Source organism: Mycobacterium mantenii, assembly GCF_001667865.1.
Taxonomy (GTDB): Bacteria; Actinomycetota; Actinomycetes; order Mycobacteriales; family Mycobacteriaceae; genus Mycobacterium; species Mycobacterium mantenii_A.
The window spans coordinates 46,872-72,640 of sequence record NZ_LZJP01000066.1 but is presented as its reverse complement, the minus strand read 5'-3'; the positions used below and the strand labels follow the sequence as shown (position 1 = coordinate 72,640).

The window sequence follows — 25,769 nt, the reverse complement described above, 5'->3', positions numbered from 1 at the left end:
ATCCCGCCTTTCGGCGTCCGCAGCCGTATCGGGGATAACTCGCGCCCGGGGTGCCCTAAACCGGATTTATTCATTGCTAGTGCCGATCAGAGTCCGCTCGGGTATGGTTAGCACCGCTTTACGCCAGCTAACTTCTCTTGACTGGAGAATCCATGACACAACCCCCTCCTCCGCCGCCACCCCCGGGTTACCCGCCGCAACAGCCGGCCGGCCAAGCGCCGAATAACTATCTGGTGTGGTCGATCCTGGTGACCCTCTTCTGCTGTCTTCCCTTCGGAATCGTGGCGATCGTCAAGTCGAGCCAGGTCAATGGGTTGTGGGCGCAGGGCCGTTTCGCCGAAGCGCAGGCATCGGCCGACAGCGCCAAGAAATGGGTGATCTGGTCGGCGGTCATCGGCGTCGTCGTCGGTGTCATCTATGGAATCTTGATGGCGGTCGGTGCGCTGAACACGAACACCAACGCGGCACTCGCCGCGATGTTCTAAAGTTCGATCATGGTGACCCGCTGGGGGGCGGCGACGCACGCGAATCTGGGTGCGCCGCTGGTGGTGGCCGCATCCTCAACGCTGATGTGCGCCGCCATCTGGGCGAGTGACCCGACCACCCCGAACGGCCCGCTGCCGGTATGCCCCACCAAGGCGTTGTTGGGGATCGACTGTCCCGGCTGCGGCAGCTTGCGCATGCTGTATTCGCTCATGCACGGCAATGTGTTGGCGGCCGCCAGGTTCAATGCGTTGGGCCTGGCGGCTGTCGTGCTGTTGGTGTGGGCGTACTTTTCCTGGACCTACGGGCGCCTGGTGGGTCGGCGGATCCGCAGTTGGCAACACCGACGGTGGGCCGCCGTCGTGACACTGTCATTGGTGCTGGCCTGGTTCGTGGTGCGCAACATCCCTTTTGCGCCCTTCAGCGCACTGCACGTCTGATACCCGCCGTGTCCTGATCCGGGCCGCTCGGGCCGCGGTCTAACCTGGGGCGCGATGGTGAACAAATCCACGACGATTCGGGCGTTGCTCGCCGTGATCGCCGTAACCGTATTCTCAGCCGCCTGCTTCCACCGGCCGTCTGACGCCCAGCAAACGAGCGGGGACCCCGCCGCCGGCAAGTTTGCCTCCGCCTTGCGGGGCAAGGTCACGGCCGAAGCGATGATGGCTCACCTGACCAAGCTGCAAGACATCGCCAACGCGAACAACGGCACCCGGGCGGTGGGGACGCCCGGATATGAGGCCAGCGTTGACTACGTGGTAAACGTGCTGCGCGGCAGTGGATTTGATGTGCAAACCCCTGAATTCTCGGCGCGGGTGTTCCACGCGGAAAAGCCGGAACTGACCGTCGGTGGCAGACCGGTGGAGGCGCGGGCGCTGGACTTCAGCCTGGGCACCGGGCCGGACGGGGTGAGCGGGCCGCTGGTCGCCGCGCCGGCCGACAACCTCGGCTGCGCGCCAGCCGATTACGCCAACCTGCCGGTGCGGGGCGCCGTGCTGCTGGTGGATCGCGGCACGTGCCCGTTCGCTCAGAAGGAAGACGCGGCCGCACAGCGTGGCGCGGTGGCGATGATCATCGCCGACAACGTCGACGAACAACAGATGGGCGGCACGCTCGGGCCGGCCACCGAGGTGAAGATTCCGGTGCTGAGCGTGACCCGCTCGGTGGGAGTGCAGCTGCGCGGGCAGCCCGGGCCCACCACGATCAAGCTCAATGCCAGCGCCCAGAGTTTCCGCGCCCGCAATGTGATTGCGCAGACCAAGACCGGGTCGGCGACCGACGTGGTGATGGCGGGGGCGCACCTGGACAGCGTGCCCGACGGGCCGGGGATCAACGACAACGGATCGGGTGTGGCCGCCATACTGGAAACCGCTGTGCGGCTAGGAAGTTCGCCACAGGTGCACAATGCGGTGCGGTTCGGCTTCTGGGGCGCAGAGGAGCTCGGATTGATCGGGTCGCGCAACTACGTCGAGTCGCTGGACCTGACGGCGCTGAAAAACATTGCGCTGTACCTCAATTTCGACATGCTCGCCTCGCCGAACCCCGGCTACTTCACCTACGACGGTGACCAGTCCCTGCCCGTGGACGCTCGCGGGCAGCCGGTGGTGCCCGAGGGGTCGGCCGGTATCGAGCGCACGCTGGTCGCCTACCTGAAGTCGGCCGGAAAGACCGCGCAGGACACCTCATTCGACGGACGGTCCGACTACGACGGATTCACCCTGGCGGGCATCCCCTCCGGCGGCCTGTTCTCGGGCGCCGAGGGGAAAATGTCTGCCGACCAGGCCAAGTTGTGGGGCGGCACCGCCGACCAACCGTTCGACCCCAACTACCACCAGAAAACCGACACCCTCGACCACATCGACCGCACCGCATTGGGAATCAACGGTGGCGGCGTGGCCTACGCGCTCGGTCTCTACGCGCAAGACCTCGGCGGCCATAACGGCGTCCCCATCATGGCGGACCGCACCCGGCACGTGCTCGTCAAATCATGATCTCCCGGCTGGCTGCGACCCTGCTGCTGATCGCCGTGGTGGCCGGTTGTTCGTCGACGCGGCCGGGGCTGCCGACGGCGGCCCCGGACCTCGGGCATAGCCTGGCCAAACGCGTGAACGCCGAGGGCATGCTGACCCACCTGCGCGCCTTGCAGAACATCGCCAACGCCAACGGCGGCAACCGCGCGGACGGGACACCGGGTTTCAACGCCAGCGTCGACTATGTGGCTAAAGCATTGCGCGACAAAGGTTTCGACGTACAGACTCCGCAGTTCGACCGTCTCTACACCGTGTCGTTGGGCAAGCCGACGCTGACCGTCGCGGGACGCACCTATCCCGTTGACCAGGCCTCGTTGCTGGTTCAGACACCGCCCGGCGGACTGACGGGACCGCCGATCCGGCCGACACAGCCGTCGGGTTGTGCGGCAGGCGATTACCCGGTGACCGTGCCCAAGGGGGCGATCGCCATCGTCGACGACGCGCACTGTTCGGTGGTCGACAAACAGAACAGCGCGGTGGCCCGGGGCGCGAGCGCGCTGATCGTGCTCAGTTCCCCCACCGGGCGGGGGGCTCCGCCCACGCTGTTCACCCCCGGTTACTTCAAACAGCTGACCGTGCCGGTCGCCGTGCTGGGTTCGTCCGGCGCCGCCGCGCTGACCGGCGCCACCGCGCCGATACGTCTGGTGCTGGACGCGCAGAACGTCAAGATCACTTCCCGAAATGTCGTGGCGCAGACCAAGACCGGGTCGGCGCATGACGTCGTCGTGGTGGGCGCGCATCTGGACGGCTCGCGCGCCGGGCCCGGGATCAACGACGACGGTTCCGGGGTGGCGGCCGTGTTGGAGTCGGCGCTGCAGCTGGGCGCGCTGGCGCCGGTGAACAACGCGGTGCGGTTCGTGTTCTGGGGCGCCGAGGAGGACGGGCGTAACGGCGTCATGGACTACGTGTTCGGCATGGACCGCGACCAACTCAACGACATCGCGCTGTATTTGAACTTCACCATGCTGGGTTCGCCCAACGCGGGATTCTTCACCGACGACGGCGATCAGTCCGGCCCGCCCGGGCCGGGCATCTCCGCCGCGGACGTGCCGGAAGGCTCGGCGGGCATCGAACGCACGCTGGCCGGTTACCTGAACCTCGCCGGCAAGCGTCCCGCGGACATGCCGCTGGACACCAGGGCCGACTACCACCCCTTCATGGTTGCGGGCGTGCCCGTCGGGGGCATGACCACCGGCGCGTCACAGCCGAAAACCCCCGTGCAGGCCCGATTGTGGGGCGGCCAGGCCGGCGTGCCGTTCGACCCGAACTTCCAGAGCCCGCGCGACACCGTCGACAACATCAACCGGGAAGCGTTGGCGGTCATGGGTTCTGGCGTCGGGTTCGCCGTCGGTAGCTACGCGGAGTCGATCGGTGGGGTCAACGGTGTGCCGCCGCACAACAAGAGGCATCGCACCCGGGTTCCGTAACTTGTCGGCCGCGGTTTGATGCTTCGGAAGTCCTTGCCGCGAAAGCAGGTCCCGTTACCGTGTCAGTGGATCGCGACGGCATCGAACGGCGGGCCGACGCAGACGTCGAATCTCAAGGCGCTGTGTCAGGTCATCATTCGATGAAGACGTTTCGGTGCTGGCGTGATCGCCAGCTGCCAGATGGCGCGGGACACCGTGGCATACCCCCTCTCAACAGCGCTGCGGCGCGACTTCAAATCAGAAGCGCATAGCTGCACACCGTTGGACTAATGTCCCTAAAATCCTGTGCAGTCAGCCATATCGCCCGACATCGTCCACAAACAGGTACCGAACATGACTAGCCCCGGCCGGCCTCGGACTCCCGTCACGCTTGCCATATACCGCGACTTACGCGTCGCCATGGTCGTACTAATGGTGATGCTCGGTGCGGGCGTGATCATCGAAAAGATATCGGCAAACTGCTGGCAATCGGCCATCAGCACTTACTATTACACCTCCGCGCACAGCCTCGTCATCGCCGCGCTCCTGGCGCTCGGCACGCTATTCATCATCTACAAGGGCAGCACCGACACCGAGGATGTCTTGTTGACTCTGGCCGGGGTCAGCGCATTGACCGCCGCGATAGTGCCGCAGCCTCGACCCGAGGACCTGTGCGCCGGGCCGGCTAATCTGCCGCTCGACTTCGACGACCACGCCCAGGCCGCCATGTTTCCCAATGTTTGGGCGGTCGCCATCGCATTGGGTCTGGGCTATTTGGTGATCTGGTCGGTGATGCTGATCCAATGGATGCGCGGCCGCCCCCCGCGGATGCGAAGGCCGGGGGGAATAGTGTCGCTGTGCGTTTTCTGGCTGATTATGGTGCTCGGCCTGATTGCGCTGCTGTTCTTTCGGGACGCGTTCAAGGCATATGCCCACGGCGCAGCCGCGGTACTGCTGCTCTCGGCCTTCATCGCCACCACGTTCTGCACCGCATATGTCGTCGGGCGAGAGGACCCGTCGAAGTCAGCGCATCAGCGCGGTTATAAGCGCATCTACTGGGGGATTGCCTGGCTGATGCTGGCGACGTTGATTGCAGTTCTCTGGGTTCATCAGTCAACAGGGTTAAGGGGCCATTGGGGCCTGGTGGCCGAGGTGGCGTTGATCGGCGAATTCGCCGTTTACTGGGTGGTTCAAACGATCGACCTGTGGAAAGAACCTGACCGGGTTAGGCGCTTTACCAAAGGTCCTCCGCCGTGTCTGTAGTGTGGGCCGGTCGCGGACGCAAGCTTGACGTGTGCCAGCGCTACGCAAACTCGCCTGCGGTGGTGATGTGTCGGATCTGGCTGGGGATGTAGTAAGAGCCAGTCGGTGTTACCGAGCCACCGCGTTTCTAGCGACTCCGCGCGCGACCCGTGTTTGCTGGGTCCCTCCATTCCTCCTGCCGCGTATCGCCAATGCCTCTAGAATGAGTTGCTTTGGTGCTGTCCTGTAGCCGGTCGGGATGAGGTTGGTCATGAATTGCCATGCGCTCAGGTCGGCACTCGTGTGGGCAGCGACGGTACTCGTGGTGGGCGGTTGCTCGACGTTCGTCGAGGGGCGCGCGCTGTCGACGCTCAACGACCCCTTCCTGGTCGGGGGCCTTCCCGCGACCAATGGGCCCAGCGGGATCCGTTCGAACGCACCGAGTCCCACCGGCAAGGTGCTCAACACCGACAACGGGCCGATCGACGCCTTGGCGCTGCTGTCGGTCAACGACATCGAGGACTACTGGCAGTCGGTGTACGACCAGTCGCTGCGGGGCAAGTTCGTTCCGGTCAGCAAGATGGTCTCCTACGACTCCACCAATCCGAGCAGCCCGATCGTGTGCCACAACGACACCTACAAACTCGTCAACGCCTTCTACACCGGCAAGTGCAACCTGATCGCCTGGGACCGCGGCGTATTCATGCCCATGGCGCAGAAGTATTTCGGTGACATGTCCGTCACCGGTGTGCTGGCACACGAATTCGGCCATGCGCTGCAGCAGATGGCGAAGCTGGTGACCAGGCGGGACGCGACCATCGTTCACGAACAGCAGGCCGATTGCTTCGCGGGCGTCTACCTGTACTGGGTCGCCGACGGCAAGTCGCCGCGTTTCACGCTGAGCACCGCCGACGGGCTCGACCACGTGCTGGCGGGAATCATCACCACGCGTGACCCGGTGATGGACAGCGAGACCGAAAACGACGACGCGCACGGGTCGGCCCTGGACCGTATCAGCGCCTTCCAGATGGGTTTCCTCAACGGCGCTTCGGCGTGCGCGGCGATCAACCGCAACGAAATCGAGCAGCGCCGCGGTGATCTGCCCAACGCCCTGCGGGTCGACTCCACCACCGGCACACCCGAGACCGGTGAGGTGCCGATCAACAAGGACACCATGTCGACTCTGATGGAGCTGCTGGGAAAGATCTTCGCCCCGACCAGCCCACCGGCGCTGTCCTATCAGCCGGCCGATTGCCCGGATGCCAAGGCCACCCCGCCGGCGTCCTACTGCCCGGGCACCAACACCATCGTCATCGACCTGCCCGGGCTCGCCGCCATGGGCACCGTCGCCGACGAGAAGGAACAGACCCTGCCGCAAGGCGACGACACCGCCCTGTCCGTCGTGATGTCGAGATATGCGCTGGCGGTGCAGCATGAACGCGGCCTGCCGATGCAGAGCCCGTGGACCGCGCTGCGGACCGCATGCCTGACCGGTGTGGTGCACCGCAAGATGGCAGAGCCGATCGACCTGCCCTCGCGCAACCAATTGGTGCTGACCGCAGGTGATCTCGACGAAGCGGTTGCCGGCCTGCTCACCAACCATCTGGTCGCCAGCGACGCGGATGGCACCAGCGTGCCGGCCGGTTTCACCCGGATCGCGGCCTTCCGCGGTGGCGTGACCGGCAATGCGGACGCCTGTTATTCGCGCTATCCCGGGTAACGCAACACCAACCCCGTCAACCTATTTCGGCGAGCCGGGGAATCACTTCGTCGCCCAGGCGGCGGACAAAGCCGACCGGATCCGGATTGCCGGGCAGCGGACCGATATTGATCATGTCGACACCGAGCCCGGCGTAGCGTTCGACCGTCTTCAGGAACTCGTCGGTGTTCCCGAAGGGGTCGCTGCCGGCGAGGCCGCCGGACGTCTTGCGGATGTCACCGGGATCTCTGCCCACCGTGTCGCAGTGCCGGTTCAGCACCTCGATCTTGTGCTCGAGCTCGTCGACGTCCGTCGACATGCTGTTCCAGATGTCGGCGTATTGCGCGACCAGGCGCAGCGTCTTCTTCTCGCCGTCCCCGCCGATCAGGATCGGGGGACACCGAATCGGTTGCGGCGCACAGATCGTCTCGTTCAGCCGGTAGTGCTCACCGCGGTAGGGCCCATCGTTGTCACTCCACATCTGCCGGCAGATCTGCAACGTCTCTTCGAGCATTTCGAAGCGGGTGCTCAACGACGGATACGGGATGCCCAGCGCGGTGTGCTCGCGCTCGTACCAGGCCGCGCCCAGCCCCAGCATCGACCGGCCCTGCGACAGCACGTCCAGGGTAGTGACCGCCTTGGCCAGCACGCCGGGGTAGCGATAGGTGACCCCGGTGACCAGCAGGGCCAGGTCGATCGTGGTCGTCTGGGCGGCCAGGAAGCCCAGCGTCGTGTAGCCCTCGAGGAACGGATTCTCTGCGGGTGCAAGCTCTTCCATCTGGAAAAAGTGGTCGGCCAGGGTGAACAGGGTGGCGCCGCCCTGCTCGGCGGCCTTGGCCGCGTCCGCCAGCGTTGGGCCCAGGCGGGCCGGGTCTCCCGGCAGAAAGTCGATGAAGTGCAGTCCTACTTCCATTGTGGCACGCGTCCTTTCATTGCTCGGTCAAGCGCTCGAGTAGCGACAACACGTCGACGATGACGCGTCGCTCGGCCTCGGTGTAGCGCTCCTGGATGGCGCGGGCCAGCCACTCCTCGCGTGCGCGACGGTCGCTTTCGGCCCGCTTTTTCCCGGCCGGGGTCAGCGAGACCACCTGGCGCCGACCGTCATTCGGGTCCGGGGCGCGTTCGATGAGCCCGCGCTGGCGCAAGGCGGCGAGGATGGTGGCCATCGACTGGGGACGTACCTGTTCCGCGCCGGCCAATGCGCTGGCCGACGACGGCCCATCTTTCCACAGCCGCGTGAGCACCGCCGTCTGCGACGGTGTCAAACCGTCGACCGCGATGTCTTTCAAGCGGCGCCGTAGCCTGCTGAACACCACCCGGATATCGCGCGCCGCCGCTGCCGCGGAGTCGCTGATGCCATCCACGCCACCACTCTAAATTAGACAGCTAAAACTGTCCAGTTGCAGCTGTCTAATCCCGACCGAGCAGCTGCAGCGCGGCGTCGACGGCCAGCGCCGGCACGTTCAGGGTCTTGGATCGCAGATCGTGTCGGGCACTGGCGATCTCGACGACCGCGGTCGTTCCGGTGACCAACGCGGCAGCGGCGCGCAGTTCGTCGGGCGTGCCGAACGGATCCGACGTCCCGTGGGTGAACACCGTCGGCACGGTGATGTCGGGCAGGTGCTCGGTGCGGGCGCGCTCGGGCTTACCCGGGGGATGGACCGGATAGGAGAACAGCGTCAGCACGTCCACCGCCGCCTCCCCGGCCGCGACGACCATGGATGTCTGGCGGCCGCCATAGGAATGTCCGCCCGCGATCAGCGGCCCGGTGGCAAGGCGGCGGCACAATTCGATGGCCTCGACGATACCGGCCCGATCGGTGGCGGCCGAACCGGACGGCGGTCCGGTGGGCCGGCGCCGCCGGTAGGGCAGGTTGTAGCGCACCGCAAGCCAGCCCCGCTGTGCCCATTCGTCGCACACCTGTTGCAACAGAACGGAATCCCGGTTGCCGCCGGCGCCGTGGGTCAAGACGACCACACCCTTGGGGTGACCGTTCGGCTCGTGCGCGATGCCCGCGATCTGATCGAGATTCATGACAGCCGGAACAGTGGGGAGACGGGACCATGGCCATGGCCCAACGGGTAAGCGGCGCGCAGACATTCGGTGACCCACCGCTTGCCGAACGCAACGGCGTCCGGCACCGTGAAGTCGTGCGCCAGCGCGCACGCTACGGCGCTGGCGAGTGTGTCGCCGCCGCCGTGGTCGTTACCGGTGGAGACCCGCTGCGCGTCGAACTCGTGGAAATCGGCGCCATCGTAGAGCAGGTCGCAGCTGCGATCCGATGACCGCAGGTGACCGCCCTTGACCAGAACCCACTGCGGGCCCAGCGCATGCAGGGCCTTGGCCGCCGCGCGTTGTGAATCGCCGTCCACCACGTCGATGTCCACCAGCAGCCGCACCTCGTCGAGGTTCGGTGTCACCAGCGTCGCCAACGGAAACAGTTGGTTGCGAAGCGAATCCAGAGCCGCCGGTGCCATGAGCGGGTCGCCGTGCATGGAAGCCGCTACCGGGTCGACGACGAGCGGAACCGTCAACCCGAGCCGGCGCCACGTGGTGGCCACGGTGTCGATGATGCGCGGCGACGCCAGCATTCCGGTCTTGGCGGACTGGATGCCGATGTCGCCGGCCACGGCTTCGATCTGGCCGGCGACGACATCACCGGGCACCTCGTGAAAACTCTGCACGCCCAACGTGTTCTGCACGGTGACCGCGGTAACGGCGACGCACGCGTGCACACCCAGCAGCGCCATGGTGCGCATGTCGGCTTGGATGCCCGCGCCGCCCCCGGAGTCCGATCCGGCGATGGACAGCACCCGCCGCGGGGTCGTGCCCGGCGCGGGCAGCGGCAGGAACGTCACTGGGCCAGATGGCGGCGACCCGCTGCGCCCGGCCGCGCCGCGTTTGCGATCACCGCGGCCGCGCTTGCGATCACTGCTGGGCCAGCGGTAGATACACCCGGTTGCCGTGCTCGGCGAACTCGCGAGACTTCTCCGCCATGCCCTCGCTCATGGCCGCCTCGATCGCCTCCTCGCTGTCCAGGCCGTGTTTGGCGGCGTAGTCGCGGACGTCCTGGGTGATGCGCATCGAGCAGAACTTCGGCCCGCACATGGAGCAGAAGTGCGCGGTCTTGGCGGGCTCGGCCGGCAGCGTCTCGTCGTGGTACTCGCGTGCGGTGTCGGGGTCCAAAGACAGCGCGAACTGGTCGTTCCACCGGAATTCGAAACGCGCTGTGCTCAAAGCGTCGTCGCGTTCCTGCGCATGCGGATGCCCCTTGGCCAGATCGCCGGCGTGCGCGGCGATCTTGTAGGCGATCACCCCGTCCTTGACGTCCTTGCGATCCGGCAGCCCCAGGTGTTCCTTGGGAGTCACGTAGCACAGCATCGCGGTGCCGGCCTGGGCGATGATGGCCGCGCCGATCGCCGAAGTGATGTGGTCGTAGGCCGGCGCGATGTCGGTGGCCAGCGGGCCCAGCGTGTAGAACGGCGCCTCCTCGCACCACTCCTCTTCAAGCCGCACGTTCTCGACGATCTTGTGCATCGGGACGTGGCCCGGACCCTCGATCATCACCTGCACGCCATGGGATTTCGCGATCTTGGTCAGCTCACCCAGGGTGCGCAGCTCGGCGAACTGCGCGGCGTCGTTGGCGTCGGCGATCGAGCCCGGCCGCAGGCCGTCACCGAGGGAGAAGGTGACGTCGTAGCGGGCGAAGATCTCGCAGAGCTCGTCGAAGTTGGTGTACAGGAACGACTCCCGGTGATGCGCCAGGCACCAGGCCGCCATGATCGAGCCGCCGCGGGACACGATGCCGGTGACGCGCTTGGCGGTCAGCGGCACGTAGCGCAGCAACACCCCGGCGTGCACGGTCATGTAGTCCACACCCTGCTCGCACTGCTCGATCACGGTGTCGCGGTAGATCTCCCAGGTCAGTTCGGTCGGGTCCCCCTTGACCTTTTCCAGCGCCTGATAGATGGGCACGGTGCCGACGGGCACCGGCGAGTTACGCAGGATCCACTCGCGGGTTTCGTGGATGTTCTTGCCGGTGGACAGGTCCATGATGGTGTCCGCACCCCACCGGGTGGCCCACACCATCTTGTCGACCTCCTCGGCGATCGAGGACGTCACCGCAGAGTTGCCGATGTTGGCGTTCACCTTGGTCGCGAACGCCTTACCGATGATCATCGGCTCGATCTCGGGGTGGTTGTGGTTGGCCGGGATCACCGCGCGGCCCCGCGCGACTTCGTCGCGCACCAGCTCGGCGGGCATGCCCTCGCGGGCGGCGATGAACGCCATCTCCGCGGTGATCTCCCCGGCTCGGGCGCGCTGCAGCTGGGTGCCGCGGTCGCGAACCAGCCCGGCACGCGCGGGCAGTCCGGCCGTCAGATCGATCGTCGCGTCCGGATCCGTGTAGGGCCCGGAGGTGTCGTACAGGTCGAAGTCGTCGCCGGTGGACAGGTGCACCCGCCGTAGCGGCACCCGCAGGGTCACCCCGTCCGGGCCGTCGATCTCGCGATAGGCCTTGCTGCTGCCCGCGATGGGGCCGGTGGTCACGGCAGGCTCGACGCCGGGCGAGTCGGTGCCCGACGCGGTTCCGGAAAGGACATCAGTCATTTTTCATCTCCCTACGCCGGCATTACCCGGTCAGGTTCGTACGGTCGACGGCCCCGAGCCGTCCTCTCAGCGCACTCGGCGTGCGCTCCCGCGTCGTATGGATGGGTCCGCACGCGACGTTACCCCCACCTCGGAGCACATCGCACCGTGACGGCCTTTTCCCCCGGGGCGGTAGCCGAGGGCATTCCCTTAGTGGAAAAATGCAAACGTGCAACAGCGCAGGCGAACAGGGGAATCGTCATCCGATGGGGACGGCGTGCGATTTTCCGATCCGGTCGACCCGGCCCCCGGATACCTGAACATCGGCGCCTTCCGGTTCTGGTTCGTGGGTCAGCGCTGGGAATGGTCCGACGAGGTGGCCAGGATGCACGGCTACGAACCCGGGGAGGTCGTGCCGACGACCGAACTGCTGCTGTCGCACAAGCATCCCGACGACCGCGCGCATGTTCAGGAGTTGCTCGACTACGCCCTGCAGTCCGAGGAGTCGTTCTCCAGCCGGCACCGGTTCATCGACACCGCGGGCACGGTGCACGACGCGATCGTCGTCGCCGACCGCATGCTGGACGAGTCGGGCGCCGTGCTGGGCACCGCCGGCTACTACATCGACCTCACAAACACGTTCGACGAGACGCGGCAGGCGGTGCTCGACACCGCGCTGCCGGACCTGTTCGAGAACCGCGCGGCCATCGAACAGGCCAAGGGCGTGCTGATGTCCATCTACCGGGTCAGCGCCGAGCAGGCGTTTCGCGTGCTGCAGTGGCGGTCGCAGGAGACCAACGTGAAACTGCGTGCACTAGCCAAGCAACTGCTCACCGAAGTGGCCAGCCTGCCGGCTCCGTCGGCCACCGTGCAGAGTCAGTTCGACCATTTGCTGCTGACCGTGCACGAGAGGATTCCTCCCGAGCACATCGGGTAACCAGCGAATCGGCAAACGAGCAGTTCGGGTAGGGGTTAATCTCGAGTGATCTGCGATGCGCGCCCGCGCATCCCTGCCGCGTCGTCGGGCTTAGCGGCTGCAGATTCCCCGTTGACTGCGGCGAAAGGCGTGAGGTTGTTGGCGGTCGAACACGAGGCTCACGAAGACGTAGTGATTGTGAGCGTCAAAGGCGATGTCGACTCCAGTAATGTCGGTGAGCTTTCCGCTCACCTGACCACCGCGCTCGAGCTGGCCTCGGCGCAGCCGGTCCGACCGGTGGTGATCGACTTGCAGGCTGTTGATTTCTTCGGAAGCGCCGCGTTGAACGCCGTGCTCGACTGTCACGAGGACGCGAAAGCCGGCGGGACGTCAATTCGGCTGGTCGCCGACCACGACCAGGTGCTGCGGCCGATCCAGGTCACCGAGTTGGACCGGGTCTTCGACATCTACCCGACGTTAGCCGCGGCGTTGCAACGAAGACGGCAGTGATGGACTCGCGACTGCCGGCTGACCTGGCCGCTGCTGTTTCGTTGGGCGGCGAGATGGGCCGGCGGTTCGCCGAATACGACTGGGACGCACACCCGCTGGGACCCCCGGGTGACTGGCCGGCCGAATTCCGCGCGGCGGTGGCGACCGCGCTGACGTCGCGTTTTCCGATCGTGCTGTGGTTGGGGCCGCAGGATCTCTTCCTGGTCTACAACGACGCCTACATACCTGCCCTGGCGGACAAACATCCGGCTGCACTGGGCCGGCCCGGCCGGGAAGTGTGGTGGGACATTTGGGACTCGATCGGCCCGATGCTCGCCGGGGTCGTCGCGACGGGCGCGGCCACCTGGTCCCGCGACCTGCTGCTGTCAATGGTGATGGAAGGCCGGCGGCGGGACCGATATTTCACCTTCACCTACGGCCCGATGATCGCCGCCGGCGGCGATGTGTCCGGGATCTTCTGCGCGGTCACCGAGACGACCGAGCGGGTGATGGGCGAGCGGCGGCTGCACGTGCTCAACGCCGTCGCGTCCGCGGTCAGGGAAACCCAGACCATCGATGACGCGGTGAGCGCGACCGTCGAGGTGTGCGCGGCACAGCCGGCGGACCTCCCATTGATCGCCATGTATGTCGCCGACGCGGAGGGTGACACCACTCTGCGGGGTGCTACCGCCTCGGCGCTGTCGGTCCTGCCGAATTCGCTCGCTCAGTGGACCGACTCGGACCCGGCGTCGCGGTCTAGGGGCGACGTACAAGAAATCGGCGATCTCGCGGCGAGGGTTCCCGGCATCGAGGCGGCTTTGGGCGACGACTGCCCGGACCGCGTGCTGGTGCTACCAGTGGGTGAGGGCGCGACCGCCGGCGCCTTGGTCGTCGGCACGAATCCGCGCTGTCCCCTCGACACGCAGTACCGCGGTTTCTGCAAACTGCTGGCCGACCAGCTGTCGTCGACATTCGCCTCGATCGTCTCCTACGAGCTGCAGCGGCACCGCGCCGACGCGCTGGCCGAACTGGACCGGGCCAAGACCGCGTTCCTGACCAACGTCAGCCACGAGTTCCGGACCCCGCTGACCCTGCTGCTCGGACCGCTCGATGACGCGCTGTCCGATGCGGCACCGGAAAGCGTTCTCGCGGAGCGGCTTACCACCGCGGGACGCAACGCGCGGCGCCTGCAGCGCCTGGTCGACTCCCTGCTCGACTTCTCCCGCATCGAGGCCGGCCGGGCCAACGCGAAGCTGGTGCGCACCGACGTCGGCGCGCTCTCCGCGCAGATTGCGTCGTCGTTCACCGAGCTGTGTCACCGGGCCGGGCTCGAACTCACGCTGGACTGCGCGGCGGCGCTGGCCGACGTCGACCCGGGCATGTGGGAGACGACCGTCCTCAACCTGCTGTCCAACGCGGTCAAATACACGCTGCAGGGCACGATCTCGGTGCGGGTCCGAACCGACTCCACGCACTGCGAGCTCGCCATAAGCGACACCGGAGTCGGTATCGGCGCCGAGGATCTGAACCGGCTGTTCGAGCGTTTCTACCGGGTCGACAACGCGCGCGGACGCAGTGTGGAGGGCACCGGCATCGGATTGTCTCTGGTGCGGGGCCTGGTCGACCTGCACCGCGGAACGGTCCAGATCGACAGCGAATTGGACCGCGGGACCACCGTGACCATCCGGGTGCCGCGATCGGTCTCAGGTCCGGTGGTCCACCCGTTGCCCGCCGGGCTGGACGAAACCAATCCGTATGTCGCCGAGGCCAGTCAGTGGGTGATGTCGGTTGCCGAACCGGTCGCCGCCGCGCCCCGGCCCGGCCGCCAGTTGGTGCTGATCGCCGACGACAACGCCGACATGCGCGCCCACCTGGACCGGGTGTTGTCCACCCGCTGGGAGACGGTTCTGGTCGCCGACGGCGAGTCGGCGCTGGCCGCGACCCGAAACCTGCGCCCGGACGCGATCGTCACCGACGTGATGATGCCGGGACTGGACGGTTTCGGATTCGTGGCCGCCGTTCGTGCGGACCCGGACCTGGCGGCGACGCCGATCCTGATGCTGTCCGCCCGGGCGGGCGCGGACGCCGTCAACGAGGGCTACGCCGGTGGGGCCGACGACTACCTGGCCAAGCCGTTCCGGTCACAGGAGCTGATCGACCGGGTGGCGTCGCGGCTGTCGGCGGTTGGCCGCGAGCGTGACCGGCAGCGCCGTGAGGCGCAGTCGAGCCTGGCCTCGGACCTGGTGCACCTCGACTCGGCGCTGCAGACCACCAACTCGATCTCCGGAATCATGGACGCCCTGCTGGGCTCCTCGTTCGGCTCGGGAGACGCCGGTGCCGTCGCGATCGGAGTGATCGACGGCGAGCAGTACCTGCGGTTCGAATACGCCGGCGATCTGCCCGCGGAGTTCCGCGACCGGTACCACATCGTCGCGCTCGATGCCCCGCTGATCGGCGCCGACGTCGCCCGAACCGGCGAGCCCATGATCGTCACCGACACCTTCGAACTGCCCCCGCGCTACGAACTCGCCGTGCAGGACAGCGCCGCGAGCATCCGCGCGTGCGTAACCCACCCGCTGCGGGACGGCTCTGACCGCATCCTGGGTGTGCTTTCGCTGCTGTGGCCGGCGCCGCGCCAGTTCGACACCGCCGAACTCGATGCCTTCGGCCGCATGGCCGAGCTGACGTCCTCCGCGTTGGACCGGGTGCGCCTGATGGCCCGCGAACACGAGATCGCCGTCGACTTTCAGGAGCACCTGCTGGACCTGGACCGCTGTTCCACCGCCGCCGTCGTGGCGGCCATCTATCAGCCGGCCGGTGAGGCCATGCGGGTCGGCGGCGACTGGTATTCGGTCACCCCCCTGGACCAGGGTGGCAAGATCGCGATATCGGTCGGTGACGTGGTCGGACACGGCCTGCCCGCGGCCATCGTGATGAGCCGGCTGCGCGCCGCGGTGGCCGCCGCCGCGCTCACCGCGGGCGAGCCGGACGCGGTGCTGGGCGCGCTGGACAGATACGGCGTCAGCGTCGACGGCGCGCGCTGCGCGACGGTCGCCTACGCGCTGATCGACACCGAAGGCCCCGCCGGTGCCGCCACCATCAGCTACAGCTGCGCCGGCCACCCGTATCCGCTGCTGGTCCTGCCCGACGGGCAGGCGATGTTCTTGGAATCCGGTCGGCGTACGCCGGTGTCGGTGACCCGGCGCGCCGCCACCGACACCGCCGACGACCCGCCCGGAGCCACCGCAACGGCGGAGCTGCCACCGGGCGGGCTGCTGCTGCTCTACACCGACGGACTCATGGAACGACCCGGCGAAACGCTCGACGACGGATTCGCCCGCCTGCAAGCGGCGGCGGCGCAGTGCGCCGGCCAGCCGGTGGAATCGATCTGTGCGGAGTTGCTTTCCCGGATGGCCCCACCGTCCGGCTACCGCGACGACGTGGTTGTGCTTGCGTTACGGCCAAGCCACCTCTCCGCGAATAGCTTCGCCACCGTGGTGTCGGCCGCGCCCGCCCAGATTCCCGTCGCGCGCGAACAGCTGCGGGGCTGGCTGAGCAGCATCTTCGTCGTGCCGAGTCGCGAAACGGACATCCTGTTGGCAACCGGTGAAGCGGTCACCAACGCGATCGAACACGGCAGCCGCAACGAGTCGCGCCAGACGGTGTCCGTCGAGGCCTTCCTGCATCGCGACACCGTCGTCGTCACCGTCAGCGACACCGGCCAGTGGATCGGCGATTCGTCGGCCAGCCTGCGCAGCCGTCGCCGCGGACGCGGGCTCACCCTGATGAGCGGATTGGCCGACGACGTGGAAACGCTGCGCACCCCGGCCGGCACCCGGGTCACCCTGCGATTCGACAGTGCGGTCGCGGGGAGCTCCGCGGCGAGCTGACCGGCTAGGCCTCCTCCATCGCCTCGCCGAGCTCCTCCAGGATCTTGTTGTGGTGGCTGCTGGCCAGTAGGTGACCTGCGGCGATGACCACGGCCACCGGCCAGTCGATGAGTTCGAGGGCCGCCAGGGCTGCGAGCCCGCCGAAGTACGCCAACTGCTCTGGCCGGGGGATTTCCACCTGTCCGATCGCCGGCAGATTCACCACAAAGGTCTCGCCCTCGCGGATCTTCTGCACCGCCTCGCGCTGGGGAGTGCCGCGCCGCGACTTCTTTTCCGCCATCATTTGCCTTTCGGTAACGAAGGGTTTCCCGTCTCGCTGGGTCGCGCGTTCACCGTCGGTCTTATGTCGACGATGACCGACGCCGGGGGCGATCCGCTAGTTTCATCGTTCGCTTTGGTGCTGAAAGTGCCGCTAGTCGAACTCTATGCGCTGTTGTGGCGCGTCGGGGTCGTCGAGATTCGGCACAGCGATGGGGCGTCTCGTCGCGGTGCGAAGGCGCCGTCCCGGGCGGTTCGGGGTCCGATCTGCCCGGATCCGAGCGCTCACGAGACGGATCGCGTTGCGCGATGGACATCTCCGCAGGTAGCCCCGGCATGTGGGACCAAACGACCGGCTGATCAGCGGCGGCTCGCCTAGTTGGTGCTGCGCAACCCCGTAGTGCCCGCCCGGCGTCCGGCCGTTTTCTTGGCCGTCGACTTGCTGGCGGCCTTCGCGGGCGCCGGCTTCTCCGGCACCGGCTCCACCGGCACCGCTTTCAGATTCGCCTTGACCGCCCGCGGCTCGCCGTTTTGTCTGTGGCTCAACCTCTGAATCAGCAGGGCGCTGCCCCCGACCGCCAGCAGCACCGGCCACTCGACCAATCCGGCGACGCCGAGCGCGCCGAAGGCCAGGGCGGCCGCGGGCGCCGAGTGGCTCCCGCTGCTCATGCCGCGCTTGACGCCCTCCGCCGCTCCGGTCACGCCGCCGATGACTCCGTTGACCGCCGCGCCACCCACGGCACCGGCGGCCGCGGTCGTCGCGGTCGCCGCGCGGTTCACCGCCTGACTCACGCCCCGGACTGCTCCGCCGATGACACTCATGATGACTCCCTGCTTGTGCTGCTGAATATCCAAAGCCTGCCACCTTGCCATCGCGCATACAACGAGAAGCCGGATCAAATTTGCCTGAGGTTAACGCGATGTCGGCCCGGCCCGGCCGCCATGATCGCGGTCAGTCGCGCCTCACGTCGATGAGCACCGGCGCGTGATCGCTGGCCGCCTTGCCTTTACGTTCTTCGCGGACGATCTGCGCGTCCGTCACCCGGCCGGCCAAAGCCGGTGAGCCCAGGATGAAATCGATGCGCATGCCTTGCCGCTTCGGGAACCGCAGCTGGGTGTAGTCCCAGTACGTGTAGACCCCGGGGCCCGGCGCGAAAGGCCGCACCACATCGGTGAATTGCGCCTCGACGATGGCGTGGAACGCGCGGCGCTCCGGCTCGGAGACATGGGTGGCGCCGGCAAAGAACTCCATGCTCCAGACATCGTCGTCTTGCGGAGCGATATTCCAGTCGCCGGCCAGCGCGATCGCGGCGGAGGGATCGTCGCGCAACCAGGCTGATGCCGAATCACGCAGTGCGGCAAGCCATTCGAGCTTATAGGTGTAGTGCGGATCGCCCAGGGCACGGCCGTTGGGCACGTAGAGGCTCCACATCCGGACGCCGCCGCACGTGGCGGCCAGGGCGCGAGCCTCCGCGGTGGCGGCGACTTCCGGCTTGCTGCTCCAGGTGGGCTGGCCGTCGAATCCGATCTGTACATCGTCGAGACCGACGCGTGAGGCGATGGCCACGCCGTTCCACTGATTGAAACCGACGTGCGCGACCTCGTAGCCGAGTTCGAAGAACGGCAAAGTGGGGAACTGGCCGTCGGAGCATTTGGTCTCCTGCATCGCCAGCACGTCGACGTCGGCACGGGCAAGCCAGTCGACGACGCGGGGCAGCCGTGAGCGAATCGAATTGACGTTCCAGGTGGCCAGCCGCAGCGGCGATCGCGAGGGCGGCGCGGTCGGGCGCAGCGGGTCGCCGCCATCAACGCCGGGCTGCAGGTCGTTCCCGTCGGGCATGGCTAGACGCTATCCCAGCCGCCCGAGGGCACCGGGACGTAGCGGCGGCGGTGGTGCAGCCGGAATCCCAGCGCCCCGGCAAGCGTCGTCGCGCCGGTGTCGGGCAGCACCATGTAGCCGCGCGTCGCGCCGCGATCGGAACCCCACGCCAACAACGCCTCACACAACTGCGCCGCCGATCGCTCGTCGGCATGCTCGGTGGAGCGCACCGCCGAGATGCCCAGCCACCGCGCGCCATCGGGCGCGTCGGTCACCGCGGCACGCGCGACGGTGGCCTCGCGCTGCGTGCCGAACACGAGCTCGCCGTCGATGACGGCGGTCAGCACGTCGATGGGAAACTCACCGCCGGATAGCCGCAGCCACGCCCCGTCGGGGCGTGGTGACAAGCTGATGGACGGATCGGCTTCGCGGGTGGCCAAGCCGGAAAGCTCGCGCACGACAACCTTTTCCGTGCCTTCGGCGGTCACCCCCGGCGGCAGCGCCAGCAGCCGATCGGGCACGGCCAGTCGCGGCTGCAGGCCGTGGCGCTCATACCAATCAGCGATCGCCGGTATGGCACTGGTCTGAGCTGAAAAGTCCAGTGGCACCGCGGAATTCGCGGCGAGCCCGGCGCCCTTGCCGGTTGGGGGGCCGGCCCGCAGCAGCCAGCCGTCCAGCCAAACATGCTGCGCGCCCGGCCAGGCCGCGGCCGCGGCATGCTCGAGCGCGCGGATCTGCGAGGTTCGGACGGGGGTGTCGGTCAGCACCCGCAGCGCGACCGCTTCGGAAGGCGCGAATTCGACGACCCCGCCGGTCTTCGTCCGCACCCGCACCATCGGGTCGACCGCCAGCAGGTGCCCCACCGCATCGGTCAGCGGCGGCACCGATCCGGCCGGGCGCCGGTAGCGAACCGTCACCCGCGTTCCCGGTTCGGGCCACGAGAACATCAGTGACCGAACGGGTCCGGTCCCTCGCCGGGCATCCAGGAGAGGCCGGGCACGCCCCAGTTGTGGGATTTGACGGCGCGTTTCGCGCTGCGCGCGTGCCGACCGATGAGGCGGTCCAGATAGAGAAAGCCATCCAGGTGCCCGGTCTCGTGCTGCAGCATCCGCGCGAACAGGTCGTTGCCTTCGATGGAGACCGCCTTGCCGTCGGCGTCGAGTCCGGTGACGCGTGCCCACTTGGCGCGGCCGGTGGGGAACGACTCGCCGGGCACCGACAGGCAGCCCTCGTCGTCGTGGTCCGGGTCGGGCATGGTCTCGGGAATGTCGGAGGTCTCCAGCACCGGGTTGACGACGACACCGCGCCGCCGCTCGGCGCGGCTCCGGTCGTCGGCGCAGTCGTAGACGAAGACCCGCAGGGCGACACCGATCTGGTTGGCCGCCAGCCCCACCCCGTGCGCGGCGTCCATGGTGTCGTACATGTCGGCAATCAACCCGGCCAGATCCGCCGGCAGCGAACCGTCGGCAGCGACCGGCACCGGCTGTGTCGGGGTATGCAGGACGGGATCTCCCACGATGCGGATCGGAACGACTGCCATGGTCGGCTAAGCTACCGCACGCCCGCGGGCTGCTCGGCCGGCGATCTTCAGTCCGGGCAATCTAGGGCAATCCGCCGACTCGCGGGTCTGGATGACGGCTTGAGGGTTTGCAGCGTGTTTCAATATTCGCCGAAACACGCCCTTAGCTAAGTCAAGTCATTCGAGCAGTTCGGAATTCGCCGGAAGGGTCCAGGGGAAGCGATATGGACAGCGCCATGGCGCGGGCAAATCGATCGGGGGACGACTCTGAGATCGCAGATGGGCTGACCCGCCGCGAGCACGACATCCTGGCCTTCGAACGCCAGTGGTGGAAGTTCGCCGGTGTGAAGGAAGACGCCATCAAAGAGTTGTTCTCGATGTCGGCGACGCGTTACTACCAGGTGCTCAACGCGCTTGTCGACCGCCCCGAGGCGCTGGCCGCCGACCCGATGCTGGTGAAACGGCTCCGTCGGCTGCGCGCCAGCAGGCAAAAGGCACGTGCGGCGCGGCGCCTCGGCTTCGAGGTGACCTGACTCGTTACAGTAGGGCTCGATGAAAGAACGAGTTCCCGACTCCACCGGTCTGCCCCTGCGGGCAATGGTGATGGTGCTGTTGTTCCTCGGCGTCATTTTCCTGCTGCTCGGATGGCAGGCCCTGGGGTCATCCGGGAGCTCTGACGACGATTCGGCGTCGCCCGCGTCCAGCGCGAGCGCCACCACCTCGGCCTCCGCGTCGCCCACCAGCAAGCCGCCCAGCACCCAGGCCGAGGTGCAGATCTACAACATCTCCTCGAAAGAGGGTGTGGCCGCGCGCACCAAGGACCAGTTGACGTCCGCCGGATTCAAAGTCACCAAGGTCGACAACATGACGGTGCCCGACGTGTCGGCCACCACGGTCTACTACACCGATGCCGGCGACGAGCACGCCACCGCCGATGCGGTGGGCAAGAACCTAGGCGCACCCGTCGAACCGCGAATCCCCGCGCTCAGCGGCGAGCCGCCGGGTGTCATCGTCCTCGTCGCGGGGTAGCCGCGGCTGGAGTTGATTGCCCGGTTCTCCCCCGCAAGCGGGAGGTACCCCCAGCGCGCCCGTTCCGGCTCGCATCGTCGCCGGGCTAGGCTGCTGGCTATGCCTAAGCTGCCCCCATTGGTTCTGGCCGGTTGCGTCGTGCTGCTGGGCGCCTGTTCGTCACCCGAGCACGTGTCGTCGGTTCCGGGTACCACCCCCGCGGTCTGGACCGGATCGCCGTCGCCCTCGGGCGCCAAAGCCTCGGAGCCCGGGCCCGCGGCGGCACCGAGCATCACCACGCACCTGAAGGCTCCGGACGGCACCCAGGTCGCGACCGCGACGTTCGAATTCAACAACGGCTACGCCACCGTCACCATCGAGACGACCGCCAACGGTGTGCTCGCGCCCGGGTTCCACGACATGCACATCCACAAGGTCGGCAAGTGCGAGCCCAATTCGGTCGCCCCGACCGGCGGCGCGCCCGGCGACTTCCTGTCCGCCGGCGACCACTTCCAGGCGCCCGGGCACACCGGCGAGCCCGCCAGTGGAGCCCTGCCCACCTTGCAGGTGCGCAAGGACGGCTCCGGCACGTTGATGACCACCACGGACGCGTTCGCCATGGAGGATCTGCTCACCGGGCAGAAGACCGCGATCATCATTCACGCCGGTGCGGCAAGCTCCGCCACCCCTCCATCAGGAAGCAACAACCAGACCAGTGGCACGCCGGGACCCAACGACATGACGATGAGTACCGGTGACGCCGGCAAGCGGGTGGCGTGCGGTGTCATCGGTGCCGGCTAAAAAGGCCCTCACACACATCGATTTCGCCCGTTCGCCGCGGCCGACCCTCGGGGTCGAATGGGAGTTCGCACTCGTCGACGCGCACACCCGCGACCTGAGCAACGAGGCCACCGCGGTGATCGCCGAGATCGGCGAAAACCCGCGCGTACACAAGGAATTGCTGCGCAACACCGTCGAGGTGGTCACCGGCATCTGCCAATCCGCCGGAGAGGCCATGGATGATCTGCGGCAGACCCTCGGGCCGGCGCGCCGCATCGTACGGGACCGCGGCATGGAGCTGTTCTGCGCCGGCGCACACCCGTTCGCGCAGTGGACTTCTCAGAAGCTCACCGACGCCCCGCGCTACGCCGAACTGATCAAGCGCACCCAATGGTGGGGACGGCAGATGCTGATCTGGGGTGTGCACGTGCACGTCGGGATCTCCTCGCCGAACAAGGTGATGCCGATCATGACGTCGCTGCTCAACTACTACCCCCACCTGCTGGCCCTGTCGGCGTCCTCACCGTGGTGGACCGGCGTGGACACCGGATACGCCAGCAACCGGGCGATGATGTTTCAGCAGCTGCCCACCGCCGGGCTGCCGTTCCAATTCCAGACGTGGGCGGAGTTCGAACGCTTCGTCTACGACCAGAAGAAGACCGGCATCATCGACCACGTCGACGAAGTCCGCTGGGACATCAGGCCTTCGCCGCACCTGGGCACGCTCGAAATGCGGGTCTGCGACGGCGTGTCCAACCTGCGGGAGCTGGGCGCGCTGGTCGCGTTGACGCATTGCCTGGTGGTCGATCTGGACCGCAGGCTGGAAGCCGACGAGTCGCTGCCCAGCATGCCGCCCTGGCATAACCAGGAGAACAAGTGGCGCGCGGCCCGCTACGGACTGGATGCGGTGATCATCCTGGACGCCGACAGCAACGAGCGGTTGGTCACCGAGGACCTCGACGACGTGCTGAACCGGCTGGAGCCGGTCGCCAAAAAATTGAATTGCGCCGACGAGCTGGCCGCGGTGGCAGACATTCCCCGCCGCGGTGCCTCGTATCAGCGGCAGCGCCGAGTGGCCGAAGAGCACGACGGCGACCTGCGGGCGGTGGTCGACGCGCTGGTGGGCGAGTTGGACATCTGATGACGGAACCCCTTGAGCTGGCGATGTTTCCGCTGGAGTCGGTGCTGCTGCCCGACCAGGACCTGCCGCTGCGGATCTTCGAGCCGCGCTACGGCGCGCTGGTGCGGCACTGCCTGGACACCGATGACCCGTTCGGGGTGGTACTGATCTCGCGCGGACGTGAGGTCGGTGGCGGCGACGCGCGCTGCGACGTCGGCGTCCTGTCCCGGATCGTCGAATGCGCCGACCAAGGCGCCGGGCGTTACGTGCTGAATTGCCGCACCGGGGAACGCATTCGGGTGTCCGAGTGGCTACCCGACGACCCCTATCCCCGCGCGCGGGTCACCCCGTGGCCCGACGAGCCCGGCGACGAGGTTTCGGACGCCCAGTTGCTCGACGTCGAAGACCGCGCCATGGCGCTGTTCGAGCGGATCGCGCAGGCCCGCGACATCCAGCTCCCCGACCGCGAGGTGATCCTGGGCGACGACCGGGGTGGATCGGCGGGAAAGCGCCTGTTCGCGTTGGCATCTCGCATCCCGATCGGCACCGCCGACCGCTATTCGGTGCTGTCGGCGCCGACGGCCGCCGCCCGCCTGGTCGCGCTGCGCGAAGGCGTGGACGCGGTCGCCGAAGTCGTGGAGTTTCAGCTTTCCGAATGACCGGGCGGGTTAAGGACGGACGCATGAAGGTTCAGCTTCAGGTCAGCGGTTCACCGGCGGAGGCGGCGGCGAGTGCCGCCGACATCGCCGCGACGGGCGCGGACGGCCTGTTCACCTTCGAGGGCCAGCACGACGTCTTCTTCCCGCTGCTCATCGCCGCCGGAACGACCGGCCTGGACTTGATGACCAACGTCGCGATCGCCCCGCCGCGCAGCCCGCTGCACATGGCGCACTCCGCCTACGACCTGCAGCTCTACAGCGGCGGCCGGTTCCGGCTCGGACTGGGCTCGCAGATCAAGGTGCACATCGAAAAGCGTTACGGCAGTAGCTGGGACAGGCCGGCGGCGCGGATGGCCGAAGCCATCGCCGCGATCAAGGCGATCTTCAACGCGTGGGAAGGCCGGGCCCGGTTGGACTTTCGCGGCGAGTTCTACACGCACACCATCATGGCGCCCAACTTCAACCCGGGCCCCAACCCGTTCGGGCCGCCGCCGGTGCTGCTGGGTGCGCTGGGCCCGGTGATGACGCGCACCGCGGCCGAGGTTGCCGACGGCCTCTTGGTGATGCCGTTCAACAGCGCCCGCCACTTCGCCGAACGCACCGTGCCCGCCATCGGCGAGGGGCTGCGCCGCTCGGGACGGACGTTGGGTGAGTTTCAGATCATCGCCCAGGCCATGGTCGCCGTCGGCCGCGACGAGGCCGACCTGGCGACCACGGTCAACGGGGTGGCCTCCCTCATCGCGTTCTACGGCTCCACGCCGGCGTACCTGCCCGTGCTGCAGGTCGAGGGCTGGGCCGACGTCCAGCCCGAGCTCAACGCGCTGTCCAAGCAGGGCCGCTTCGCCGAGATGCGCCGGCTGATCACCGACGAGATGGTGGCCCGGATCGGGATCGTCGGCACGCCAGAGCAGTGCGCAGAGCAGATCGCCGCGCGGTTCGGTGAGCACGCCGGCGAGGTGTGCTGTTACTTCCCCGGCTACACCCCCCGTCCCGCGGACGTCGCCGACATGATCGGCGCCCTGCACCGGGTGCCGGCGCTGCCATGAGCACCGACTTGACCGTCGACATCGATTCGGGCGTGGCGGTGCTCACGCTCAATCGGCCCGACCACCTCAACGCCTACACCGCCGAGATGGGCACGCTGCTCAGCAGCGCCTACCGGGACTGCGACGAGGACGACGACGTCCGGGCCATCGTGCTGACCGGCGCCGGGCGCGCGTTTTGCGCCGGGGCCGATTTCTCCGGCGGCGCAAGCCCGTTCGACGCACCCGCCGAAGACGGCACATTCTCGGCGTCGCCGATCACCCCCGCGGCATTCGAGTTGCGCAAACCCGTGATCGCCGCGGTCAACGGCCACGCCATCGGCATCGGGCTGACCATCGCGCTACAGGCCGACATCCGCATCGTCGCCGAGGACGCGAAATACGGTGTGGTGCAGGTCCGCCGGGGCGTGATACCCGACTGCATGGCGCACTGGACGCTGACCCAGCTGACCAACCTCGGGGTGGCCGCCGACATCCTGCTCACCGGGCGCACATTCGGCGGGACGGAGGCCGCCGCGCTCGGCGTCGCCAACCGGGCCATGCCCGCCGGACAGGTGCTCGACCACGCGCTGACCGTCGCCCGCGACATCGCGGTCAACGTGGCGCCGATGTCGGCGGCCCTGTGCAAGCGCCTGCTCTGGGACAGCGCGATCAACCGCTACACACCGCGACAGGTCGCGGCACTGGAAACCCTTCTGCACGAACGCGTGATGGGCGGTGCCGATGCCGCCGAGGGCGTCGCCGCGTTCCTCGATCGCCGGCCGCCGCGCTTCACCTCGCGGCTGTCCCGCGAATGGACGCCGCTTCCCGAGCCGTGAACC

General features: G+C 67.5%; 26 protein-coding genes, 1 pseudogene and 1 riboswitch. Of the genes and pseudogenes, 17 read left to right on the top strand and 10 right to left on the bottom strand.

The genetic code is table 11. The features are described from left to right. Nucleotides 1–152: 152 nt before the first annotated feature. The 6 genes from A5688_RS10445 (at nucleotide 153) to A5688_RS10420 (ending at nucleotide 6,881) form a co-directional block, all read left to right on the top strand. Nucleotides 153–485, top strand: a complete 333-nt coding sequence (locus tag A5688_RS10445; RefSeq protein ID WP_067826833.1) for a CD225/dispanin family protein — start codon at nucleotides 153–155, stop codon at nucleotides 483–485. Between the two features lie 9 nt (nucleotides 486–494). Further along, nucleotides 495–923, top strand: a complete 429-nt coding sequence (locus A5688_RS10440; protein WP_067826835.1) for a DUF2752 domain-containing protein — start codon at nucleotides 495–497, stop codon at nucleotides 921–923. Nucleotides 924–977: 54 nt separating this feature from the next. Then, a complete protein-coding gene (locus tag A5688_RS10435) occupies nucleotides 978–2,474 on the top strand; it encodes a M28 family metallopeptidase (protein ID WP_067911016.1) in 1,497 nt (498 codons plus the stop codon). Next, complete coding sequence (locus tag A5688_RS10430; RefSeq protein ID WP_067911018.1) at nucleotides 2,471–3,940, top strand: M28 family peptidase; 1,470 nt, start codon at nucleotides 2,471–2,473, stop codon at nucleotides 3,938–3,940. The genes A5688_RS10435 and A5688_RS10430 overlap by 4 nt, the downstream gene beginning before the upstream one ends. A 411-nt stretch (nucleotides 3,941–4,351) precedes the next feature. Beyond that, the gene (locus A5688_RS10425) at nucleotides 4,352–5,182 is read left to right on the top strand and encodes a hypothetical protein (RefSeq protein WP_067826843.1); all 831 of its coding nucleotides are present in this window, start codon (nucleotides 4,352–4,354) and stop codon (nucleotides 5,180–5,182) included. 250 nt (nucleotides 5,183–5,432) lie between these two features. Next, on the top strand, nucleotides 5,433–6,881 hold the full coding sequence (locus A5688_RS10420) for a neutral zinc metallopeptidase (RefSeq protein WP_067826846.1): 1,449 nt from the start codon (nucleotides 5,433–5,435) through the stop codon (nucleotides 6,879–6,881). Nucleotides 6,882–6,897: 16 nt separating this feature from the next. On the opposite strand, the gene A5688_RS10415 is transcribed toward A5688_RS10420, so the two are convergent. From A5688_RS10415 to thiC, 5 genes are all read right to left on the bottom strand, one after another. Beyond that, complete coding sequence (locus A5688_RS10415; RefSeq protein ID WP_067911021.1) at nucleotides 6,898–7,773, bottom strand: LLM class F420-dependent oxidoreductase; 876 nt, start codon at nucleotides 7,771–7,773, stop codon at nucleotides 6,898–6,900. A gap of 16 nt (nucleotides 7,774–7,789) precedes the next feature. Further along, entirely contained in the window at nucleotides 7,790–8,224 is a 435-nt protein-coding gene (locus A5688_RS10410) for a MarR family winged helix-turn-helix transcriptional regulator (protein WP_067826850.1), read from the bottom strand. A gap of 46 nt (nucleotides 8,225–8,270) precedes the next feature. Further along, nucleotides 8,271–8,894, bottom strand: coding sequence for an alpha/beta hydrolase family protein (locus tag A5688_RS10405; protein WP_067826852.1), 624 nt, complete (start codon nucleotides 8,892–8,894; stop codon nucleotides 8,271–8,273). Continuing rightward, nucleotides 8,891–9,718, bottom strand: coding sequence for a bifunctional hydroxymethylpyrimidine kinase/phosphomethylpyrimidine kinase (gene thiD, locus A5688_RS10400; RefSeq protein WP_067826855.1), 828 nt, complete (start codon nucleotides 9,716–9,718; stop codon nucleotides 8,891–8,893). Before thiD ends, A5688_RS10405 begins: the two co-directional genes overlap by 4 nt. Nucleotides 9,719–9,788: 70 nt before the next feature. Then, nucleotides 9,789–11,468: a phosphomethylpyrimidine synthase ThiC gene (gene thiC / locus A5688_RS10395; protein WP_067911024.1), complete on the bottom strand. Its 1,680-nt coding sequence runs from the start codon at nucleotides 11,466–11,468 to the stop codon at nucleotides 9,789–9,791. After that, a riboswitch (TPP riboswitch) is annotated at nucleotides 11,460–11,570 on the bottom strand. (Overlaps the previous gene by 9 nt.) Nucleotides 11,571–11,724: 154 nt before the next feature. Between thiC and A5688_RS10390 the strand changes: the two genes are divergently transcribed. The 3 genes from A5688_RS10390 to A5688_RS10380 all read left to right on the top strand — a co-directional run bounded on the left by A5688_RS10390 (nucleotide 11,725) and on the right by A5688_RS10380 (nucleotide 16,742). Next, on the top strand, nucleotides 11,725–12,384 hold the full coding sequence (locus A5688_RS10390; protein ID WP_082955106.1) for a PAS and ANTAR domain-containing protein: 660 nt from the start codon (nucleotides 11,725–11,727) through the stop codon (nucleotides 12,382–12,384). Nucleotides 12,385–12,513: 129 nt separating this feature from the next. Then, entirely contained in the window at nucleotides 12,514–12,873 is a 360-nt protein-coding gene (locus A5688_RS10385) for an STAS domain-containing protein (RefSeq protein ID WP_067826866.1), read from the top strand. Further along, complete coding sequence (locus tag A5688_RS10380; RefSeq protein WP_067911033.1) at nucleotides 12,873–16,742, top strand: SpoIIE family protein phosphatase; 3,870 nt, start codon at nucleotides 12,873–12,875, stop codon at nucleotides 16,740–16,742. Before A5688_RS10385 ends, A5688_RS10380 begins: the two co-directional genes overlap by 1 nt. A 4-nt stretch (nucleotides 16,743–16,746) precedes the next feature. Here the strand turns inward: A5688_RS10380 and A5688_RS10375 are convergent, their stop codons facing one another. Then, a complete protein-coding gene (locus A5688_RS10375; protein ID WP_120312372.1) occupies nucleotides 16,747–17,022 on the bottom strand; it encodes a hypothetical protein in 276 nt (91 codons plus the stop codon). Between the two features lie 72 nt (nucleotides 17,023–17,094). Between A5688_RS10375 and A5688_RS28100 the strand changes: the two are divergent. Then, nucleotides 17,095–17,307: pseudogene (locus A5688_RS28100) on the top strand (Rv1535 domain-containing protein); the annotation flags it as partial. Nucleotides 17,308–17,375: 68 nt separating this feature from the next. On the opposite strand, the gene A5688_RS10370 reads toward A5688_RS28100, so the two are convergent. The 4 genes from A5688_RS10370 to A5688_RS10355 form a co-directional block, all read right to left on the bottom strand. Beyond that, a complete protein-coding gene (locus A5688_RS10370; RefSeq protein WP_067911063.1) occupies nucleotides 17,376–17,822 on the bottom strand; it encodes a hypothetical protein in 447 nt (148 codons plus the stop codon). A 130-nt stretch (nucleotides 17,823–17,952) separates the two neighbouring features. Beyond that, nucleotides 17,953–18,759: an exodeoxyribonuclease III gene (locus tag A5688_RS10365; protein ID WP_067837710.1), complete on the bottom strand. Its 807-nt coding sequence runs from the start codon at nucleotides 18,757–18,759 to the stop codon at nucleotides 17,953–17,955. 83 nt (nucleotides 18,760–18,842) lie between these two features. Further along, nucleotides 18,843–19,766, bottom strand: coding sequence for an N-acetylglutamate synthase, CG3035 family (locus tag A5688_RS10360; protein WP_067911035.1), 924 nt, complete (start codon nucleotides 19,764–19,766; stop codon nucleotides 18,843–18,845). After that, nucleotides 19,766–20,359 carry a peptide deformylase gene (locus tag A5688_RS10355; protein WP_067837674.1) on the bottom strand — a complete coding sequence of 198 codons (594 nt, stop codon included), beginning with the start codon at nucleotides 20,357–20,359 and terminating at the stop codon, nucleotides 19,766–19,768. Before A5688_RS10355 ends, A5688_RS10360 begins: the two co-directional genes overlap by 1 nt. Before the next feature lie 203 nt (nucleotides 20,360–20,562). Here A5688_RS10355 and A5688_RS10350 point away from each other — a divergent pair, with 203 nt between their 5' ends. The 7 genes from A5688_RS10350 (at nucleotide 20,563) to A5688_RS10320 (ending at nucleotide 25,766) form a co-directional block, all read left to right on the top strand. Next, a complete protein-coding gene (locus A5688_RS10350) occupies nucleotides 20,563–20,871 on the top strand; it encodes a DUF3263 domain-containing protein (RefSeq protein WP_007768412.1) in 309 nt (102 codons plus the stop codon). A gap of 19 nt (nucleotides 20,872–20,890) precedes the next feature. Continuing rightward, nucleotides 20,891–21,367, top strand: a complete 477-nt coding sequence (locus A5688_RS10345) for a LytR C-terminal domain-containing protein (protein ID WP_067837671.1) — start codon at nucleotides 20,891–20,893, stop codon at nucleotides 21,365–21,367. 99 nt (nucleotides 21,368–21,466) lie between these two features. Then, nucleotides 21,467–22,147, top strand: coding sequence for a superoxide dismutase[Cu-Zn] (gene sodC, locus A5688_RS10340; RefSeq protein WP_067837664.1), 681 nt, complete (start codon nucleotides 21,467–21,469; stop codon nucleotides 22,145–22,147). Then, entirely contained in the window at nucleotides 22,128–23,267 is a 1,140-nt protein-coding gene (locus A5688_RS10335; RefSeq protein WP_431602666.1) for a glutamate--cysteine ligase, read from the top strand. Before sodC ends, A5688_RS10335 begins: the two co-directional genes overlap by 20 nt. Then, complete coding sequence (locus A5688_RS10330) at nucleotides 23,267–23,905, top strand: LON peptidase substrate-binding domain-containing protein (protein ID WP_067911036.1); 639 nt, start codon at nucleotides 23,267–23,269, stop codon at nucleotides 23,903–23,905. Before A5688_RS10335 ends, A5688_RS10330 begins: the two co-directional genes overlap by 1 nt. Nucleotides 23,906–23,928: 23 nt before the next feature. Beyond that, nucleotides 23,929–24,951 (top strand): TIGR03617 family F420-dependent LLM class oxidoreductase, encoded by a 1,023-nt coding sequence (locus A5688_RS10325; RefSeq protein ID WP_067911039.1) that lies wholly within the window; start codon nucleotides 23,929–23,931, stop codon nucleotides 24,949–24,951. Further along, the gene (locus A5688_RS10320) at nucleotides 24,948–25,766 is read left to right on the top strand and encodes an enoyl-CoA hydratase-related protein (protein WP_067837654.1); all 819 of its coding nucleotides are present in this window, start codon (nucleotides 24,948–24,950) and stop codon (nucleotides 25,764–25,766) included. The genes A5688_RS10325 and A5688_RS10320 overlap by 4 nt, the downstream gene beginning before the upstream one ends. The last annotated feature ends 3 nt before the right edge of the window (nucleotides 25,767–25,769 follow it).

Bases quoted from the DNA above. Each gene is read 5' to 3' on its own strand.
- A5688_RS10420 (WP_067826846.1), top strand. From the start codon at position 5,433: ATGAATTGCCATGCGCTCAGGTCGGCACTCGTGTGGGCAGCGACGGTA.
- A5688_RS10330 (WP_067911036.1), top strand. From the start codon at position 23,267: ATGACGGAACCCCTTGAGCTGGCGATGTTTCCGCTGGAGTCGGTGCTG.
- A5688_RS10325 (WP_067911039.1), top strand. From the start codon at position 23,929: ATGAAGGTTCAGCTTCAGGTCAGCGGTTCACCGGCGGAGGCGGCGGCG.
- thiC (WP_067911024.1), bottom strand. From the start codon at position 11,468: ATGACTGATGTCCTTTCCGGAACCGCGTCGGGCACCGACTCGCCCGGC.
- A5688_RS10345 (WP_067837671.1), top strand. From the start codon at position 20,891: ATGAAAGAACGAGTTCCCGACTCCACCGGTCTGCCCCTGCGGGCAATG.
- A5688_RS10445 (WP_067826833.1), top strand. From the start codon at position 153: ATGACACAACCCCCTCCTCCGCCGCCACCCCCGGGTTACCCGCCGCAA.
- A5688_RS10375 (WP_120312372.1), bottom strand. From the start codon at position 17,022: ATGGCGGAAAAGAAGTCGCGGCGCGGCACTCCCCAGCGCGAGGCGGTG.
- A5688_RS10440 (WP_067826835.1), top strand. From the start codon at position 495: ATGGTGACCCGCTGGGGGGCGGCGACGCACGCGAATCTGGGTGCGCCG.
- A5688_RS10425 (WP_067826843.1), top strand. From the start codon at position 4,352: ATGGTGATGCTCGGTGCGGGCGTGATCATCGAAAAGATATCGGCAAAC.
- A5688_RS10355 (WP_067837674.1), bottom strand. From the start codon at position 20,359: ATGGCAGTCGTTCCGATCCGCATCGTGGGAGATCCCGTCCTGCATACC.
- A5688_RS10415 (WP_067911021.1), bottom strand. From the start codon at position 7,773: ATGGAAGTAGGACTGCACTTCATCGACTTTCTGCCGGGAGACCCGGCC.
- sodC (WP_067837664.1), top strand. From the start codon at position 21,467: ATGCCTAAGCTGCCCCCATTGGTTCTGGCCGGTTGCGTCGTGCTGCTG.
- A5688_RS10430 (WP_067911018.1), top strand. From the start codon at position 2,471: ATGATCTCCCGGCTGGCTGCGACCCTGCTGCTGATCGCCGTGGTGGCC.
- A5688_RS10370 (WP_067911063.1), bottom strand. From the start codon at position 17,822: ATGAGTGTCATCGGCGGAGCAGTCCGGGGCGTGAGTCAGGCGGTGAAC.
- A5688_RS10350 (WP_007768412.1), top strand. From the start codon at position 20,563: ATGGACAGCGCCATGGCGCGGGCAAATCGATCGGGGGACGACTCTGAG.
- A5688_RS10405 (WP_067826852.1), bottom strand. From the start codon at position 8,894: ATGAATCTCGATCAGATCGCGGGCATCGCGCACGAGCCGAACGGTCAC.
- A5688_RS10320 (WP_067837654.1), top strand. From the start codon at position 24,948: ATGAGCACCGACTTGACCGTCGACATCGATTCGGGCGTGGCGGTGCTC.
- A5688_RS10380 (WP_067911033.1), top strand. From the start codon at position 12,873: ATGGACTCGCGACTGCCGGCTGACCTGGCCGCTGCTGTTTCGTTGGGC.
- A5688_RS10360 (WP_067911035.1), bottom strand. From the start codon at position 19,766: ATGTTCTCGTGGCCCGAACCGGGAACGCGGGTGACGGTTCGCTACCGG.
- A5688_RS10435 (WP_067911016.1), top strand. From the start codon at position 978: ATGGTGAACAAATCCACGACGATTCGGGCGTTGCTCGCCGTGATCGCC.